Source organism: Peptacetobacter sp. AB800 (genome assembly GCF_047807365.1).
Classification (GTDB): Bacteria; Bacillota; Clostridia; order Peptostreptococcales; family Peptostreptococcaceae; genus Peptacetobacter.
The window spans coordinates 14,437-30,709 of record NZ_JBLOUI010000012.1 but is presented as its reverse complement, the minus strand read 5'-3'; the positions used below and the strand labels follow the sequence as shown (position 1 = coordinate 30,709).

The window sequence follows — 16,273 nt, the reverse complement described above, 5'->3', positions numbered from 1 at the left end:
CGTCTAAATTTACATACCTTAAACTATATTTACTTCTATTATTGCACTTTGATATTCCTTTTTTATTTCCCCTAAATTATAATTTAATTTTCTATTAAATATCGGCCCATCAAACACAACTGTGTGATATTCTCCATTTTCACCGCATAAATCTATTTCTATATTTTTTTCTTTAGCATATCTTTTGATATCCTCAATAGTTTCTCTATTTAATTCTCTTCCTAAAAAACTTTCATTCAAATAATTTAAATTAACCTTTTTAATAATCGCCTTAAATCCAGAGTCTATAAATCTTTCAACTGCTTCCTCTCTATTTATTTTTTCTAGTGGCATTATACATTCCATACCTACATTTTTACATCTTGTCCTATTCCAATTTAAGTGCTGCTCTATATCTATATCTCCAAATACGCAGATATTCACATCGCTTTCTTCTTTTATTCTTTTTAATGTCTTTTCAAATTCCTCTTCATAATTGTCTATTCTACAAAATACTGGATATACTTTTAATCCCAATACTTTTTCGTATTCTTCTATCATTTTTAAATTTATCCCATGAGTCCAAGAGTTCGTTTCTTTTACAGTTATAATTATTGAATCCGGAATGAATCCTTTTTCTTTCATCATATACAAAGACATCGCACAATCTTTTCCACCGCTAAACGATGTAACAAATTTTTTATCCATTTATAATCTCCTTCAATTATATTTTCATACTTTTAAATTTTGCTCTTGTTCATTTTTTATTATATAATATCAATCTCAATACTAACAACTTCATTTGTACCTCGATATATGTTATTATTGATTATATAAATTTTGAAAATATACTATTAAAAATCAATAAATCAAAAATTTTAGAAAGGAAATTACTATGGAAAAATTCAAATACGCTTTTGATAAAAATAAAAGATACCATACATGGAACTACTATTTAAGACAGACTTTTGGAGAAAAGATTTTTAAAGTTTCTCTAAATGCTGGATTTACTTGCCCTAATGTAGATGGAACTTTAGGATATGGTGGATGTATATACTGTAGTAGAGAGGGATCTGGGGATTTTGCAGGTAATCCAAACGATAACCTAAAAAAACAGTTTGAAGAAATAAAGGCTATGATGCTAAAAAAATGGCCAAACGCAAAATATATAGGATACTTCCAGGCATTTACAAATACTTATGCACCTCTAGAAGTATTAAAAGAAAGATATGAAACTGTGCTAGGATTTGAAGATGTTATAGGTCTTTCGATATCTACTAGACCTGACTGCTTGCCAGATGATGTTGTGGATTATTTAGCTGAATTAAACGAAAGAACTAATCTTTGGGTAGAGCTTGGACTTCAGACTATACACGATGAAACATCTGATATAATAAACAGAGGACATACATATCAAGATTTCTTAGATGGTTTTAAAAAATTAAAAGATAGAAATATAAAAACTGTTGTACATATAATAAATGGACTTCCTGGTGAGGATAAAGAAATGATGATGCAAACTGCAAAAGCTGTTGCAGATATGGGTGCAGATGGTATAAAAATACACCTTCTTCATATAATAAAAGATACTCCTCTGCGGGATTTCTTAAATAACGGAAAGATAACTCCTATGGAACAAGAAGAGTATATAAATTTAGTTTGTGATCAGCTTGAAATTTTACCAGAAGAAATGGTTATCCACAGACTTACTGGAGATGGTAAAAGAGATGAACTTCTAGCACCTCTTTGGAGTCTAAAAAAATGGGAAGTTCTTAACCGGATTGACGATGAAATGAAAAGAAGAGGAACTTTCCAGGGAAGTAAATATGTAAAACCAGATTACGATATATTTAAAAACTGCAAATAAAAATCAAAGGACAAGAGCATAAACACTCTTGTCCTAATTTTATTTATATATTATTTCTATTCTAAGTTTAATTTCTTTTCAAGTATGTAAGAAGTTATCATAAATAATACTACAGAAACTACACCGTAGAATACTAATGTGTATATTGATGATGCACTTAACATTGACATACTCTGTGGAGCTGTTAGTATATTCATACTTTCTAATAGATTTGAAAGTACATCACTTATAACTGATACTATCATATTTATTATGAAGAATGCTATTATCGCAACAGGAGTTCTGTGTTTATTAAATGGTTTTAACTGTCCTACTGATAATGAAGTGTATATTACTAGTATGAAAGATACATAATCTACTATACCTATTATAAGTGTTATGATAATGTTTAGTATTATATCTCTAGCACTTAATAGATTCATAACCATGTAGTTCCAAACATTTCCCATAGACTGTATAAATTCTTCCATTGTAGCCATACCAGAAGGAAGCATTATTACAACAAATACTAAAAATACTACTATAGTGCTTAAGATTAGATAAACAACAGATGTTATTATTTTAGATGCTACTATTTTCTTTGCACTTACAGGAAGTGTCATCATCAAATAACCTTCATCGCCAAGTAAGTTTTTGCTAAATCTTTTTATAATAACAGTTATTGTTAAAACACCAAGTGTAATCATTAAAGCTACCATTATTAACATACCTAAACTCATGCCTACCTCTACATTTGCAAACATAAATATTCCTATTAATACACCAGTAAGTATTAAACTAGCATATATTGCTAAGAAGCTTCTCATTGTAGCTTTAAATTCATATTTTATAAGTTTACCTAACATCTAAATTCCTCCCTAAATAAGGCATCTATTGATTTACCTTTTTCTTCTCTTATTTCATCTACATTACCCTGTAGTTTTATTTCTCCGTATGATAAGAATATTATCTCATCACATATATTTTCTATTTCACTTATTAAGTGTGTTGCTATTATAAGTGTACTCTCTTCAGAGAAATTCTGAAGTATTGTTCTCATAATAAATGATCTCGCTGCTGGGTCAACCCCACCTATTGGCTCATCTAGTATGTAGACATCAGCATTTCTAGACATTACTAGTATTAACTGTACTTTTTCCTTAGTACCTTTAGACATATCTTTTATCTTTTCATCTACATTTATATTTAATGCTTCTATCATTTCCTCAGCTTTTTCTAAGTCGAAGTCTTCATAAAAATCGCTGAAGAATTTTAAAAGGTCTTTCATCTTCATCCATTCACTTAAATAAGTTCTTTCTGGTAAGTATGATACTATTTTTTTAGTTTCTATAGAAGGTTTCATACCTGCTATTTCTATACTTCCTTCATCTGGATGTAGTAGTCCATTTAATAGTTTTATCATTGTACTCTTACCACTTCCATTAGGTCCAAGTAAACCTACTATCTTACCTTTTGGAATATCAAGGTTTATACCTTTTAATGCTTCTTTTTTACCATATCTTTTTACTACATTTTCTAATTTTATTATAGTATTTTCCATAATTATTCTCCTTTCACATTCTCGGCTATTAGAGAGATTATCTCATCCGGGCTATATCCTAGCTGTACAAGAAATTCCTTTAAGCCGTCTATTCTTTCATTTGCCATATCTTTTTTCATTTTATTTATTTTATCTATATCATCAGTTACAAATCTGCCTTTTGTTCTTTGACTATACATAAGCTCTTCCCTTTCTAACTCAGATAATGCTCTCTGCATTGTATTTGGATTTACTTCAGCTTCTGCAGCTAAAGCTCTAACTGTTAGCATTTTTGATCCCGGTTGAAACTCTCCGGATACAATCTTCATCTTTAGAGTGTCAACTAGTTGAATATAGATAGGCTTGCTATTATCGAATTCCCAGCTCATAACTTTCCCTCCTTTTTATTATTGTATTAAGTTGTTAATACAATAATACTATGGTACAACCTACATTGCAATATATTTTTAAAATTTTTTCAAAAAAATAAAAGAGATTATCAAAATATGCTCTTGATAATCTCTTAATTTCAATTATATAAGTAGTAGCATTGCATGTACTCCAAAGTTTACTGATAAAACTGACAGTAAATTATTGAAGAAATGTATTCCAACCGATGTAAATATAGATTTTGATTTATAAACATTGTACGCCATTACCATTCCTAATATCGATGTAGGTATTATTCTTATAAAATCTAAGTGCATTATACCGAATAATATACCACTTACCACAATAGCAAATACTATATGTTTTTCATTTTTCTGTCCAAAAGTTTTTTTATCTCTAAATGCAGATAATACAAATCCTCTAAACAATATTTCTTCACATATCGCAGGCACTAATGCAAATAATATTATCTGAGTGAATAATCCTCCACTAGATTTTATAATCTCATTTAATTGTTCAGATACCTTCATTTGATTTGGGAATAGCTTTAATAATATCATCACAAATACGGACATTATTAAACTTCCTACAAACCAAGTCACAGCTGCTCTTATTATATCTTTTATTTTTATTTTCTTTATACTAAATAATTTTTTGAAGTCCGCTTTTATGTATACGGCAACTAATATTGGAATTAACGCCATTATAAACTGATTTATAGTATTTCCCATTATTCCAAGTTTCATGTTTAGTATAGGAGATACATATATTAAACTTATAAATGCAAGTACATAAACCATAAATCCGTCGCTTATTCCTGGCATACTTCCCTCTTTTATACTACTTCTACTCTGTATTAGCTTAAAGTTTCTTTTTTCGCCAAATAAAATATCTTCAGAGTTGAATATTTTTGAAAGCAATACTAAAGAAATTAGTACGAATATTAGATTTACAATAAGTACTAAGCTCACCATTTTCATATTTGCTCTCAATGAGATTACACTTTTTATTAGAAGTGAAATATTTACAACTGGTATTGTTGCAGTTATTCTGCTAAGAGAAATATTTGGTATCATTGAAATATACGCTGGCACCATTATTATAAGCATAAGAGGTGTTATATAGTTTTGAGCCTCTTTAAACGTCTTAGCAAATGAGCAAACACACATAGCAAGTGCCGATACAACTTGTGCAAATAAAATAACACTAACTACTGTGATAAGTACAGCACCACCTAATACAGAATAATTTATATGCATCATAGATGGGTTGTATATAGATTCAGCTTTCATAAAATATCCCAATGTGCAGCTCATAGAAATTATGTTTAATAAAGACGTCAAGATAGCACTTGCAGATACTGCCATATACTTACCTATTACAAGCTCCATATTAGATATTGGAAGTGAGAACAATGTTTCAAGAGTTCCTCTTTCCTTCTCACCAGCCATAACATCTATTGCTGGATAAATAGATCCAAAGAGCACACCTATTATAAGTATAAATGGTATTACCTGTCCTAATAACATTCCCGCTTTTTTAGCACTATTTGTTATATCTACTTTTTCATATTTTATAGGCTCTAATATCTGCTTAGAATTTAGTCCATGTTTTTCTATCTCTCTTTCAGACATTTTTCTTTTATATTTATTCATTACATCAAATATTGCATCTGATTTTATACCTGATTCATCAGATGCTGAATTTATTATTACTTTGTAGTCATTATCCTTTATAGAATTATCTATATAGGCATCAATTTCACCTTTTTCCAATTCACTTTTATAATCTTTTATGTTTGTTTTTATTTCTATATTTCCTAGTGTATCTTCTTTTTCTCTAATTGCATTTTCACTATCTACTATTTCTACAAACTCCGCATTTGGAGCCGAAGATAATCCAAGTGTTATAGTTTCTGATGTCATTTTATTTATTGATGAATTCATTATTCCCATCAATAACACCATTATTATAGGATATAAAAGTATTGGAACAACAATCATCATGAATATACTTTTTCTATCTCTTACTATATCCAAAATTTCCTTTTTAAAAATCTCTTTTATTATCTTAATCCTCATTCAAACCCACCTCTTTATCCGCTAGTTTTATGAACACCTGTCTTAAAGATTTTGAGTTTGTTTCTCTCATAAGATCTATAGGTTTCCCCTCTGCTATAATCTTACCTTCATATATTAAAATTATCCTATCACATAGTGTTTCTGCTTCTTTCATATAATGAGTAGAATATAGGACAGTTTTTCCATTTTCTTTTTCATGTAGCATAAAGTCTATAATCGCTCTACTGCTCAAAATATCCAAGCCTAAAGTTGGCTCGTCAAATATATATACGCTTGGCGAATGTATAAGACATCTGGCAATAGATGTTCTCTGAGTTTGACCTGTTGATAAATTTTCTATTCTGTTGTCTATAAAATCTTCCATACTCATTATTTCAGATATTCTATCTATGGATTTTTTTATACTTTCTTCGTCCATTTCATACATTTTTCCAAATATAGTCATTATTTCTCTCGGGGAAAATCTTCCATATAATCTAGTATTCCCTGATAAATAGCCTATTTCCCTTTTTGCGAGATTCTTCTCTTCTTCATAGTTATATCCACAAATTTCAACGCTACCAGATGTAGGTGTCAAAATTCCAGCTAACATTCTAAGAAGCGTCGTTTTTCCTGCTCCATTTGGTCCAAGTATACCTACTATTTCCCCTTTTTCGGCTTTAAATGAAATATGGTCTACAGCAAGAAACTCCTCTTCCTTGACTTTTACCTTCTTGCCAAATCTTTTTTTCTCTCCATCACTAATAATTCTTGTAAATATTTTACATAAGTCGTTAACTTCTATCATAGTACCCCTCCATTTGAGCTAAATAGAATTAAATTTATATTCTATTTATTCTTCCCAAGCAAGAGATCTTTCTACAGCTCTTTTCCAATCCTTGTAAGATTTTTCTCTAACTTCTTCGCTCATTTTAGGTTCAAATTCTCTATCACAAACCCATCTTTTCTTTATATCTTCTTTGCTCTTGAAGAATCCAACTGCAAGTCCAGCTAAATATGCTGCACCTAGTGCTGTTGTTTCAACTATTTTAGGTCTATCTATTTTTACATTTAATATATCTGACTGGAACTGCATTAAGAAGTTATTATTACTAGCACCACCATCTACTTTTAATGATTTTAGTTCTATTCCTGAATCATTTTGCATTGCTTCTAGTACGTCTTTTGTCTGATATGCTATAGATTCTAGAGTAGCTCTTATTAGATGTTCTTTCTTTGCTCCTCTTGTAAGTCCGACAATTGTTCCTCTAGCATACATATCCCAATAAGGAGCTCCAAGTCCTGTAAATGCAGGCACTACATATACTCCATTAGTATTTTCAACTCTCATAGCATATTTTTCACTGTCAGCTGCACTTTTTATCATTCTAAGCTCATCTCTAAGCCACTGAATAGATGCGCCGCCCATAAATATACTTCCTTCTAATGCATATTCTACTTTACCATCAACACCCCAAGATATAGTTGTAAGAAGTCCATTTTCTGATTTTACAGGTTTTTCTCCTGTATTCATAAGTAGGAAACATCCTGTTCCATAAGTATTTTTAGCAGTTCCCTCTTCAAAGCAATTCTGTCCAAATAGAGCTGACTGCTGATCTCCAGCACATCCTGCTATAGGTATTTTTATATCTGCAAATAATCCGGAGTCAGTGTATCCATATACACAGCTAGATTCTTTTACTTCAGGTAACATTATTTCTGGTATATCAAGTTCTTTTAATATGTCCTTATCCCATTCTAATGTGTTTATATTGTACATCATTGTTCTAGACGCATTTGAATAATCTGTTACATGTACTCTTCCACCTGTTAATTTCCATATTAACCAAGTATCTATAGTTCCGAAAAGTAATTCTCCTTTTTCAGCTCTTTCTCTAGCACCTTCTACATTATCTAGTATCCATTTTACTTTTGTTGCAGAGAAATACGCGTCTATTATAAGTCCTGTTTTTTCTCTTATACATTCAGTTAGACCTTTTTCTTTTAATTCATCGCATATTTCTGAAGTTCTTCTACACTGCCAAACTATTGCATTGTATATAGGTTTGCCAGTTTTTTTATCCCATACTACAGTAGTTTCTCTTTGGTTTGTTATACCTATAGCAGCTATTTCTTCAGGATTTATTCCTGCTGTATCTACCGCTTCTCTCATAACCCCACTCTGTGAACCCCATATTTCCATTGCATCGTGTTCTACCCAACCTGGTTTTGGATATATCTGTTCAAACTCTTTCTGAGCAACTTTTATTATGTTTCCATCTTTATCAAATATTATACATCTTGAGCTAGTAGTTCCCCGGTCAAGTGCCATTATATATTTCTTTTCCATTATTAATTTCCTCCAACAATTTCTTTATGAAAATTTACTTTGAAAACGTAATTCGTTATATTAAATATTATAACCATTTTTATAGTAGCTGTGTTAATACAATACAACTTTTTTTAATTAAATACAAAAAAATCCGCAGATTTTAAATCTACGGATTATAAATTTCAATTATTTTTTTAAGATAATTATTTTCTTGCGTTATCTAATACTTCTCTAGCTTCTCTTATTTTTTCTGAACTAGTCTGACATATTTCATATTCGCTCATCATAGGGAGTCCCATACTTACGCCTTCTTTTCTATATTCCATTTTGCTATCTAGGTTAACTTTTCCAGACATATGGAATGAAGTAGCATTTGTATCTGCTAAGAATTCTTTTATAACATTAGCATTAACTCCGCTTCCTACTAATATTTCTATATCGTTTCCAGCTTTTTCTACTAATTCTTTTATTAAATCTTTTCCATCTAAAGCATTATTTTTATGCCCTGATGTAAGTATTGTTTTTATTCCTAATTTTTTAGCCTGCTCTAATGTTTCAAATGGATCTCTAGTCATATCAAAAGCTCTATGTAATGTTACATGCATATCTCCAGCTTCTTTAACTAATTCTTCCATTTTTTCTACATCTAATGTTCCGTCTACATTTAAGCATCCAACAACTACACCATCTGCCCCAGCATCTCTAAACATGGCAACTTCTTCTTTTAATATTTTAAATTCATTTTCTGTATAATGGAAATCTCCAAATCTTGGTCTTAACAGTACAAATATTTTTATATCTGACTGTCTTCTTATTTCATTGTATAATGCTATACTTGGTGAAGTACCTCCTATTATTAAGTTGGCAGCAAGCTCTATTCTATCTGCCCCACCTTTATCAGCTTCTAAAGCTGATTCTACTGAATCCACACAACATTCTAGTACAAAATCCTTCATGATTTCCTCCTGATTATTTATAATATTATATTTTAATTTATTTTATCGCTTATAAAATTACAGATACTTTCTACAGTTATATCTAGCTGTTTATTTTCAGGTATTATAGATTTTGTATCTCCCTTTTGAAGTCCATAATCTCCAAATGCAGAGTGATTTCCACCTTCTATTTCTACATATTCTGTATCTTTCGGTAAATCTTCCTTAGCCTTTATCATATTGTCAAAGTTTATTACTCCGTCTTTACTTCCCCAAATTGACAATACTTTTGCTCCACTATCTTTTATTTTATCTCCTGATGGATAAGATGCTAAGTATACTATTCCTTTAATCTTATTATTTGTAGATATTGCATTTGTCGCCATAGCTCCACCTAATGAATGACCTACTATAACCCAATTTTCAATATCTTTATTCTCTTCAATTACTTTATCAGCTTTATGTGATGAGAATATTGCCATATTAAATGGCATATCTACTGCAAATACTTTATATCCATTCTGTGCTAGTCTATTTGCAAGTGGTGCATATGCTTTGACATCAATTCTAGCTCCAGGATATATTATCACACCGGTATTAGATACAACATCTTTAGGTATAAATTCTGTTATATCTCCTTCTACTACTTCTACATCACTACTTGAAACTAAATTTTCTCTAGCTACATCCTGTGGTTCGTAGGCATTTAGAAGCCATGCTAATGAGCTCACAAGAGCTATAATAACTACAACTGCTACTGCTTTGAATATATTTTTATTTATTTTTCTTTTTTTCTGTCTTTGTTTTTCTTCGTTTTGTTTTTGTAATTCTTCCTCAGTTATTAAAGGTTTGTTTAGTTCCATAGTCAAGCTAAAAGTATCATATTTTTTTTCGTTGTTCTTTTTTCTTCTGATTTTTGAGCTTTTATCGCTATGCATAACTTTTTCCTCCATATTTTGTGTTCATTATTATAGTTTAACTTAATGTGTTTTTTTTTTCAATATTATTGGAGGTTTTCACATTAAATACATATATCGTTCTTTTCTAAAAAAGAAGATAAAGTTTTTTATATTAATTTAAATTTGGATATAAAAATACACAATACCAATCTATCAGTATTGTGTATTTAATATATTTATTTTAGAAGTAATCTCTATAATTTGTAAAATCGAAGTCATCTTTATCTGGATCGTATGATTGTTTATATACTATTTCCCAATCTGTATAATTGTCTATTTCCCACGCAGATCTATGATAATTAAAGTTTACAGTCATTTTCTGTGTTTCTATCTGTATTCTGTTTCCATCTACAATAAATACTGTATCTAAGTTAAATGTTGCTACATCATAATCATAATTCATTTCAAAATTATATATGCTAAAGTGTTTTACATATACACTTTTATGTTTATATGTTGGTATAGATTTTCTTAATTCTTTTGCTAACTGCCCATTGTCAACTAAGTCATCCCGCACATATGAATAATCTGCACTTGATACAGCTTTTTCGTAATTTTTATAGTACTCAGTCAATAAGTTTTCAATCTGCATAAAGTATGTTTGTGTATTTGAATCATAATCTCCGTATTCACTATTTCTTGCTGGTAATGATTTTTTTACAGTTGGTTGGTTTTCACTTTTTTGATTTTCGTTATTGGATTCTTTTTTCTGTTCTTTCGGTTTATTATTAACATCTTCTGTTTTTACTAATTCTTCTTGCTGCGTATCATTTGGTTTTGAATTGCTACTTTGTTTCTTTTCCCTTAAAATATATACTCCTACTGTTGTGATTAATAGAATTAATGAAATTAAAAATAATATTTTTATAATGAAATTACTTGATTTTTCTTCTTTTTTTCTTCTCTTAATCTCTTCTTTTATTCTTTTTTCTTCTTCAGCCTTTCTTTGTTGTTCTATTCTCCTTCTTTCTCTAAGAACTTTTTCTTCTTCGGCTTTTCTTTCTTGATCTATTCTTCTTTCTTCTCTTATTTTCCTATCTTCTTCGGCTCTTTTTTCTTGTTCTTTTTTTCTAATAATTTTATTTCTATTTGCTCTTATTTCTTCTGTTTTAGCTATATCTTTTTCTTCGTCAGACATTCCATATATTTCAATTTCTTTTTCATATATTTCCAATAAATAATCTTCTTCAAAATTATTTTTTGCTGATATTTCTGCTTTTCTAAGTATGTTTAATACATAATCATATTCTGTTGTTACATCATTTCCATCTATGATCATTTTATTGATTTTAGCTAACTCTATGCTTGCTATCTCTAAGTAGAACACTTCTTTATATTTATAATTCGAAGATAAAAATTCTTTCAATTTTTCTTTTGTAGCATTAGTATCATTTTTAAAGAGTTTTACATACTCATTAATAATATTTTTTTCTATTATTAAATCACTATCCATTAAAATTTCAAGTACTTTATCCGCTAACTCTAATTTTAAATCATCATCATTTTCAGAACTTCTTATATTGGAAATTATTTCTTTATATGTAAGCCCTTGCTCAACCATATATGTTATAAAGTTTCTTACATCTTTTTCATTTAAAAGCTTATTCGTTAATTCTAAATAAAAAATCCCATCTTTTTTAGAAACATCAAAATAACTTATTAAAAGACGCGATAATTTATCATTTTTATATAGTTTATTTTCTATTATAGCTTCTAAATCTCTTTTATTAACTCTTTTTACTATATCTTTTCTTTTTTTAAACATATAGTAATCTATTATTCTATCATCTTCTATATAGTCTATATATTCAAAAAATAATTCTATATCTGTATCTATATCTTTGTTAGAAAAAATATACTCTATAAAATTAACTTTTTCTTCATAGCTACATTTTTCTAAAATAACAGGAATTAAATCGTCTAATTTTATTTCCTCCAATAATTTCGAAAAATCTTTATTTATTATTTCAAAAATTTGACTACTATTTAATTTTTTTATTTCTTCAATAGAATATTTTTTATTTTCTTCCACTAGTATCCCTCTTTCTTAATTATCAAATTTCTATTTTAATAAAATTTTATTCTATAAAAAAGCAATCTCTAAATCATTAAAGATTGCTTTTTCGTTCTTATTTTCTAATTTTGCATTAATGATGTTAGATTCTCTAATGAATTTTCATATTGCTCTCTTTGAAGCACTAATACATTTATCTCATCAAAATAATCAATTAATATTATACAATCTAAGTTTGATTTCCATCCTTTTACAAAGTTTATATTTCTACTAAAATATATAGATTTTATAAACATATCTTCATATGGTTCATACTTTTTATCTAAAGAAGTTACAATTTTTTCTCTTATTGCATCTTTATTAGTACTATCTTCTTCTAATAATTTAAACATTAAACCACTAGAACCACCTGTAGAACCATCTATAGCCCGGTATGAAAGTTTATCAACTCTAAGATTCTTTAATCCTGAAGAAATTTTAGTATTATAATAAATCTTATCTGCCAAACTGCCATCTATAAAATATGAAAATGACTCCATAATGTCATCAGTACCATTATTATATATTTCTAAAAACATTTTTGCTCTATCTGACATAGAAACTTCTTCTTCATTTGTACTAGCTTTTGTTAATTTCGCTTCTATTTTTTCAGTTGGTGTATTAGTACTTACTTTTGCAAAGTTTATAGACTTCGAACCAAATAGAGTAACTATTAAAATAATGCCAAATAATAATATAAGTGATGGTATTCCTATTTTTTTTATTAATCCTTTATCTAACTTAATATGTTCTTTTTTTACATCTAATTCTCTTTTTTTATCTTTTACGTAATCATAAAACTCATCAGTTTTATATTTTATATTTTCTTTCATATTGTTTATATCATTCTGATATGTATCCGTATTATCACTTTTTTTCTGCTAAAAAGCTCTTTATCTACGCTATAATCAATTTCACAGCCACATTCTGGACAATATCTAGCTTTTTCTGAAATACTATGTCCACATTCTGGACATTTTTTTAAACCCATAATATCCCTCCATTTTATAAAATTTATCAATTATTATTATTATAATAAATTTCATTATTTTTATCAATATCAACTTCTTGTTTATAACAAATAAAAAATGCTACAATAAAATTTGTAGCATTTAATAAAATCCTTACTCATTATACAATTTTATCGCATCAGTCGTCTTAATCTTTCTCTCAACAACCTCAGCATACCTCTCCTTAACAACCTGAGTATACACAAGATCTATAACAAAAAACTGTGCCAACTTTGAAGAAATCGAACCTGTCTCAAGAATACTCTCACCAGAAAAATACCTCAAACTGACATCAGAAACATCTCTAAGCCTAGAGCTTCTATCCTCTGTAACAGAAATAACTCTAGCTCCATTTGCCTTTGCAATACTCACAGCCTTAACAGTCTCGTCAGTTTCACCAGAATGAGAAATAGCGACAACAACATCATCTTCATCCATAAGTGCTGCCATCATAATCATATCATGGCTACTGCCAATAGCCATACAATTAAATCCTATCCTAGAAAACTTATAATTTGAATCCTCTGCAGTCATACCAGAATATCCTATCCCAATAAAGAAAACTTTCTTTGCATTTATAATCATATCTGTTGCTTTTTCGATATCATTGCCATCTATTATATTAAAAGTATTTTCTAATATTCTAATATTAGAATCAAACAACTTCCTAGCACTTTCCATAACACCTTCATCATTTTCTATACTTTTATTTATAATATTTCTATTTTTTAATCCCGATATTTCCCGAGATAGAGTAACTTTAAAATCATGAAGTCCACTATACCCCATTTTCTTAGAAAATCTCGTTATAGTTGCTTCTCCTATTCCACTTTCCTTCGATATCTGAGAAATCGGCTTATATACAACATCCTCTATATTCTCTTTTATATATTCAATTAATACTCTATCAGATTTAGTTGCTTTAAAATTTGGTTCTTCAAGTTGCTTCAATATACTCATTTGTCCCTCCAAATATTTCTAAATTTAAAGGGACTGATACAAACATTGCAACAGTCCCTCACAATTATTTTATTGCATCTGCAAATTTAGCTGTTATTAACTGTGGTCTTGTTATCGCTGATCCAACTACTGCAGAAAATACATTGTGTGCATATACTTCTTTTAAATCTTCAGGAGTATTTATTTTCCCTTCTGCTATAACTGGTACTTTTAAGTCGCTAACAAGTCTATCTATTAATTCAAAATCAGGTCCTACTTTATTTACTGAGTAAGATGTGTATCCTGCAAGTGTTGTAGAAACACAATCTACACCTAATTTTTCAGCTTCCATAGCTTCTTCATAAGTAGATATATCTGCCATAACTAGTACATTATTTTCTTTTATATATTTTATTAACTCAGCAAGATTTTCATCTCCTGGTCTTTTTCTATCTGTACAATCAAGAGCTATCATTTCACATCCTGTTGTTAAAAGCTCGTCTATTTCTTTTTTTGTAGGTGTTATATATATTTCTGAATCATCGTAATTTCTTTTTATTATTCCTATAACAGGAAGTCCTGTTACTCTTTTTATTTCTTTTATATCTTCAACACCCTGTGCTCTTATCCCAGCTGCTCCACCTTCTTTTGCTGCATTTGCCATTCTTCCCATTATAAATGAACTGTGTAGAGGTTCATCTGGTAATGCCTGACAAGATACTATTAACTTTCCTTTTACTAAATCTAACATAATAACCTCTCCTTTTTTGAAAATTTATTTCATTTTTTATTTTATATCATCTTTATAACAATTAGATTTTACCACTTCAATTATTTTTTTGCAATATTATTTCATTATCTTGCTCACTTTTTGAAATAAAATTTCTTTTATATTTATATCCTATTAATAATTCATAAAAAAATCACCACAGCTTTTATTTTGTGGTGATTTTATAAACTATTTTTAATTTTTATATCTATCTAAATAAATCATCTACATGAGGTGCTATTCTATATCCTATTTCTGTAAATATCACAGTAGATATAATAGCGATAACAAAGGTTGTAAATGTTCCAGCTCTAACTGCCAAATCCATAGATGACATATTTTGCATTACTGATCCTGATAGTGAAATAGAGCTAAACTTAGCTACTAAACCAACTAAAAATCCAAATGCTATACTGAAATGTAGAACTGTTTTTCTATTTTCAAATCTATAATTTCTATATATATTTGCTCCAACAAAAATCATAGCTATAGCAAATACACAGAATATAATCCGTATAAATAGTTTTGTATCAGTAAATGTCGAACTGTTGAATATACTGAATATAGACATAGATGATGAATCACCTATATGTACTATTCCACCTGTAGCTATTGTAATTAAATATGCCGCCATCTGCACAATATACGCTACTACAGCTCCACCCTTTGAATAATCTGAAAGTCCAAAGTCATAAAGTGTCGAATTCTTTGTAAATACAACTATCACAGTTATAACTAGTATTATTAAAGATAATTTTAAAAACTCTTTAACAGCGTCAGATATTATATCTGTTGTGTAGTATTCTCCATGGAACTCTTTTCTATAATTTAAAATAGCAGATGTTAAAAATGCTATTAAAAATCCATTTCCAAAGGCTGGGAAGAACTTATATCCTATAGCTATATAGCTATTTCCAAATCCGAACATATTTCCCATTCCAAGATTTATTCTTGTTGTACTAAATATTGATGTTATAGCCAATAATAATCCATACATAAAACCTACTTTTAGAGCTTCAACAACACATCTATCTATAGTTTCTATTTTTCTTCTATAGATAAATATATTTGCAACTACTAAAGCTAATATAGGTATCAATAACAGAATTATTATTCCTATATTTATTGTAGATGAAGAGAACATCATCATTCCATTGCTTCTTATTCTAACGCCTACAAGATTTAGACCTAAAAGTATGCTAAACATATTAATATTTCCCATACCATCTAAAAACTGTCTCCGCACAGAACTTGCTATCACAGAAACAATAAGAAGTATAACAAAGGCTATACCAGCTACTTTTAAAGCTTGCTTTCCTTCTCTTTTTAGATTTATTTTTTCCTTAAAACCTCTCATATTTTCTTTTATATTATCAAAATTAGGTTTCTTAAATTCAAATTTTGTGTCCATATTTCTCCACTCCTATTTCATTTTATAGAAATATAATACAACACAAAGCT

Annotated in this window: 16 protein-coding genes; 1 reads left to right on the top strand and 15 read right to left on the bottom strand. The window is 28.9% G+C overall.

Annotated features, from left to right (window positions below):
• Positions 1–18: 18 nt before the first annotated feature.
• A complete protein-coding gene (locus ACK2WN_RS05440; protein WP_416155027.1) occupies positions 19–687 on the bottom strand; it encodes a diphthine--ammonia ligase in 669 nt (222 codons plus the stop codon).
• 187 nt (positions 688–874) lie between these two features.
• Here ACK2WN_RS05440 and ACK2WN_RS05435 point away from each other — a divergent pair, with 187 nt between their 5' ends.
• Complete coding sequence (locus ACK2WN_RS05435) at positions 875–1,846, top strand: TIGR01212 family radical SAM protein (protein ID WP_300527986.1); 972 nt, start codon at positions 875–877, stop codon at positions 1,844–1,846.
• Positions 1,847–1,902: 56 nt separating this feature from the next.
• On the opposite strand, the gene ACK2WN_RS05430 is transcribed toward ACK2WN_RS05435, so the two are convergent.
• From ACK2WN_RS05430 to ACK2WN_RS05365, 14 genes are all read right to left on the bottom strand, one after another.
• Positions 1,903–2,691 carry an ABC transporter permease gene (locus ACK2WN_RS05430; protein WP_416155026.1) on the bottom strand — a complete coding sequence of 263 codons (789 nt, stop codon included), beginning with the start codon at positions 2,689–2,691 and terminating at the stop codon, positions 1,903–1,905.
• The gene (locus ACK2WN_RS05425; protein ID WP_416155025.1) at positions 2,685–3,386 is read right to left on the bottom strand and encodes an ABC transporter ATP-binding protein; all 702 of its coding nucleotides are present in this window, start codon (positions 3,384–3,386) and stop codon (positions 2,685–2,687) included. The genes ACK2WN_RS05430 and ACK2WN_RS05425 overlap by 7 nt, the downstream gene beginning before the upstream one ends.
• Before the next feature lie 2 nt (positions 3,387–3,388).
• Positions 3,389–3,754: a GntR family transcriptional regulator gene (locus ACK2WN_RS05420; RefSeq protein ID WP_006439125.1), complete on the bottom strand. Its 366-nt coding sequence runs from the start codon at positions 3,752–3,754 to the stop codon at positions 3,389–3,391.
• A 144-nt stretch (positions 3,755–3,898) separates the two neighbouring features.
• Positions 3,899–5,836, bottom strand: coding sequence for an ABC transporter permease subunit/CPBP intramembrane protease (locus ACK2WN_RS05415; protein ID WP_416155024.1), 1,938 nt, complete (start codon positions 5,834–5,836; stop codon positions 3,899–3,901).
• On the bottom strand, positions 5,826–6,623 hold the full coding sequence (locus ACK2WN_RS05410; protein ID WP_330000131.1) for an ABC transporter ATP-binding protein: 798 nt from the start codon (positions 6,621–6,623) through the stop codon (positions 5,826–5,828). The genes ACK2WN_RS05415 and ACK2WN_RS05410 overlap by 11 nt, the downstream gene beginning before the upstream one ends.
• Positions 6,624–6,668: 45 nt before the next feature.
• The gene (gene glpK / locus ACK2WN_RS05405) at positions 6,669–8,165 is read right to left on the bottom strand and encodes a glycerol kinase GlpK (RefSeq protein WP_118548439.1); all 1,497 of its coding nucleotides are present in this window, start codon (positions 8,163–8,165) and stop codon (positions 6,669–6,671) included.
• Between the two features lie 185 nt (positions 8,166–8,350).
• Positions 8,351–9,103, bottom strand: a complete 753-nt coding sequence (locus ACK2WN_RS05400; RefSeq protein WP_330000129.1) for a copper homeostasis protein CutC — start codon at positions 9,101–9,103, stop codon at positions 8,351–8,353.
• Positions 9,104–9,135: 32 nt separating this feature from the next.
• On the bottom strand, positions 9,136–10,020 hold the full coding sequence (locus ACK2WN_RS05395; RefSeq protein WP_416155023.1) for an alpha/beta hydrolase: 885 nt from the start codon (positions 10,018–10,020) through the stop codon (positions 9,136–9,138).
• A gap of 202 nt (positions 10,021–10,222) precedes the next feature.
• Positions 10,223–12,073, bottom strand: coding sequence for a hypothetical protein (locus ACK2WN_RS05390; protein ID WP_416155022.1), 1,851 nt, complete (start codon positions 12,071–12,073; stop codon positions 10,223–10,225).
• Between the two features lie 104 nt (positions 12,074–12,177).
• Positions 12,178–12,927 (bottom strand): hypothetical protein, encoded by a 750-nt coding sequence (locus tag ACK2WN_RS05385; RefSeq protein WP_416155021.1) that lies wholly within the window; start codon positions 12,925–12,927, stop codon positions 12,178–12,180.
• A gap of 5 nt (positions 12,928–12,932) precedes the next feature.
• On the bottom strand, positions 12,933–13,085 hold the full coding sequence (locus ACK2WN_RS05380; protein ID WP_416155020.1) for a zinc-ribbon domain-containing protein: 153 nt from the start codon (positions 13,083–13,085) through the stop codon (positions 12,933–12,935).
• A gap of 133 nt (positions 13,086–13,218) precedes the next feature.
• Complete coding sequence (locus ACK2WN_RS05375; RefSeq protein ID WP_416155019.1) at positions 13,219–14,064, bottom strand: MurR/RpiR family transcriptional regulator; 846 nt, start codon at positions 14,062–14,064, stop codon at positions 13,219–13,221.
• Positions 14,065–14,128: 64 nt separating this feature from the next.
• On the bottom strand, positions 14,129–14,794 hold the full coding sequence (locus ACK2WN_RS05370) for an N-acetylmannosamine-6-phosphate 2-epimerase (RefSeq protein WP_118548453.1): 666 nt from the start codon (positions 14,792–14,794) through the stop codon (positions 14,129–14,131).
• Between the two features lie 226 nt (positions 14,795–15,020).
• Positions 15,021–16,223, bottom strand: a complete 1,203-nt coding sequence (locus tag ACK2WN_RS05365) for a hypothetical protein (protein WP_330000123.1) — start codon at positions 16,221–16,223, stop codon at positions 15,021–15,023.
• Between the last annotated feature and the right edge of the window lie 50 nt (positions 16,224–16,273).

Bases quoted from the DNA above. Each gene is read 5' to 3' on its own strand.
- ACK2WN_RS05385 (WP_416155021.1), bottom strand. From the start codon at position 12,927: ATGAAAGAAAATATAAAATATAAAACTGATGAGTTTTATGATTACGTA.
- ACK2WN_RS05415 (WP_416155024.1), bottom strand. From the start codon at position 5,836: ATGAGGATTAAGATAATAAAAGAGATTTTTAAAAAGGAAATTTTGGAT.
- ACK2WN_RS05435 (WP_300527986.1), top strand. From the start codon at position 875: ATGGAAAAATTCAAATACGCTTTTGATAAAAATAAAAGATACCATACA.
- ACK2WN_RS05410 (WP_330000131.1), bottom strand. From the start codon at position 6,623: ATGATAGAAGTTAACGACTTATGTAAAATATTTACAAGAATTATTAGT.
- ACK2WN_RS05365 (WP_330000123.1), bottom strand. From the start codon at position 16,223: ATGGACACAAAATTTGAATTTAAGAAACCTAATTTTGATAATATAAAA.
- ACK2WN_RS05370 (WP_118548453.1), bottom strand. From the start codon at position 14,794: ATGTTAGATTTAGTAAAAGGAAAGTTAATAGTATCTTGTCAGGCATTA.
- ACK2WN_RS05380 (WP_416155020.1), bottom strand. From the start codon at position 13,085: ATGGGTTTAAAAAAATGTCCAGAATGTGGACATAGTATTTCAGAAAAA.
- ACK2WN_RS05395 (WP_416155023.1), bottom strand. From the start codon at position 10,020: ATGCATAGCGATAAAAGCTCAAAAATCAGAAGAAAAAAGAACAACGAA.
- ACK2WN_RS05425 (WP_416155025.1), bottom strand. From the start codon at position 3,386: ATGGAAAATACTATAATAAAATTAGAAAATGTAGTAAAAAGATATGGT.
- ACK2WN_RS05420 (WP_006439125.1), bottom strand. From the start codon at position 3,754: ATGAGCTGGGAATTCGATAATAGCAAGCCTATCTATATTCAACTAGTT.
- ACK2WN_RS05400 (WP_330000129.1), bottom strand. From the start codon at position 9,103: ATGAAGGATTTTGTACTAGAATGTTGTGTGGATTCAGTAGAATCAGCT.
- ACK2WN_RS05430 (WP_416155026.1), bottom strand. From the start codon at position 2,691: ATGTTAGGTAAACTTATAAAATATGAATTTAAAGCTACAATGAGAAGC.
- ACK2WN_RS05375 (WP_416155019.1), bottom strand. From the start codon at position 14,064: ATGAGTATATTGAAGCAACTTGAAGAACCAAATTTTAAAGCAACTAAA.
- glpK (WP_118548439.1), bottom strand. From the start codon at position 8,165: ATGGAAAAGAAATATATAATGGCACTTGACCGGGGAACTACTAGCTCA.
- ACK2WN_RS05440 (WP_416155027.1), bottom strand. From the start codon at position 687: ATGGATAAAAAATTTGTTACATCGTTTAGCGGTGGAAAAGATTGTGCG.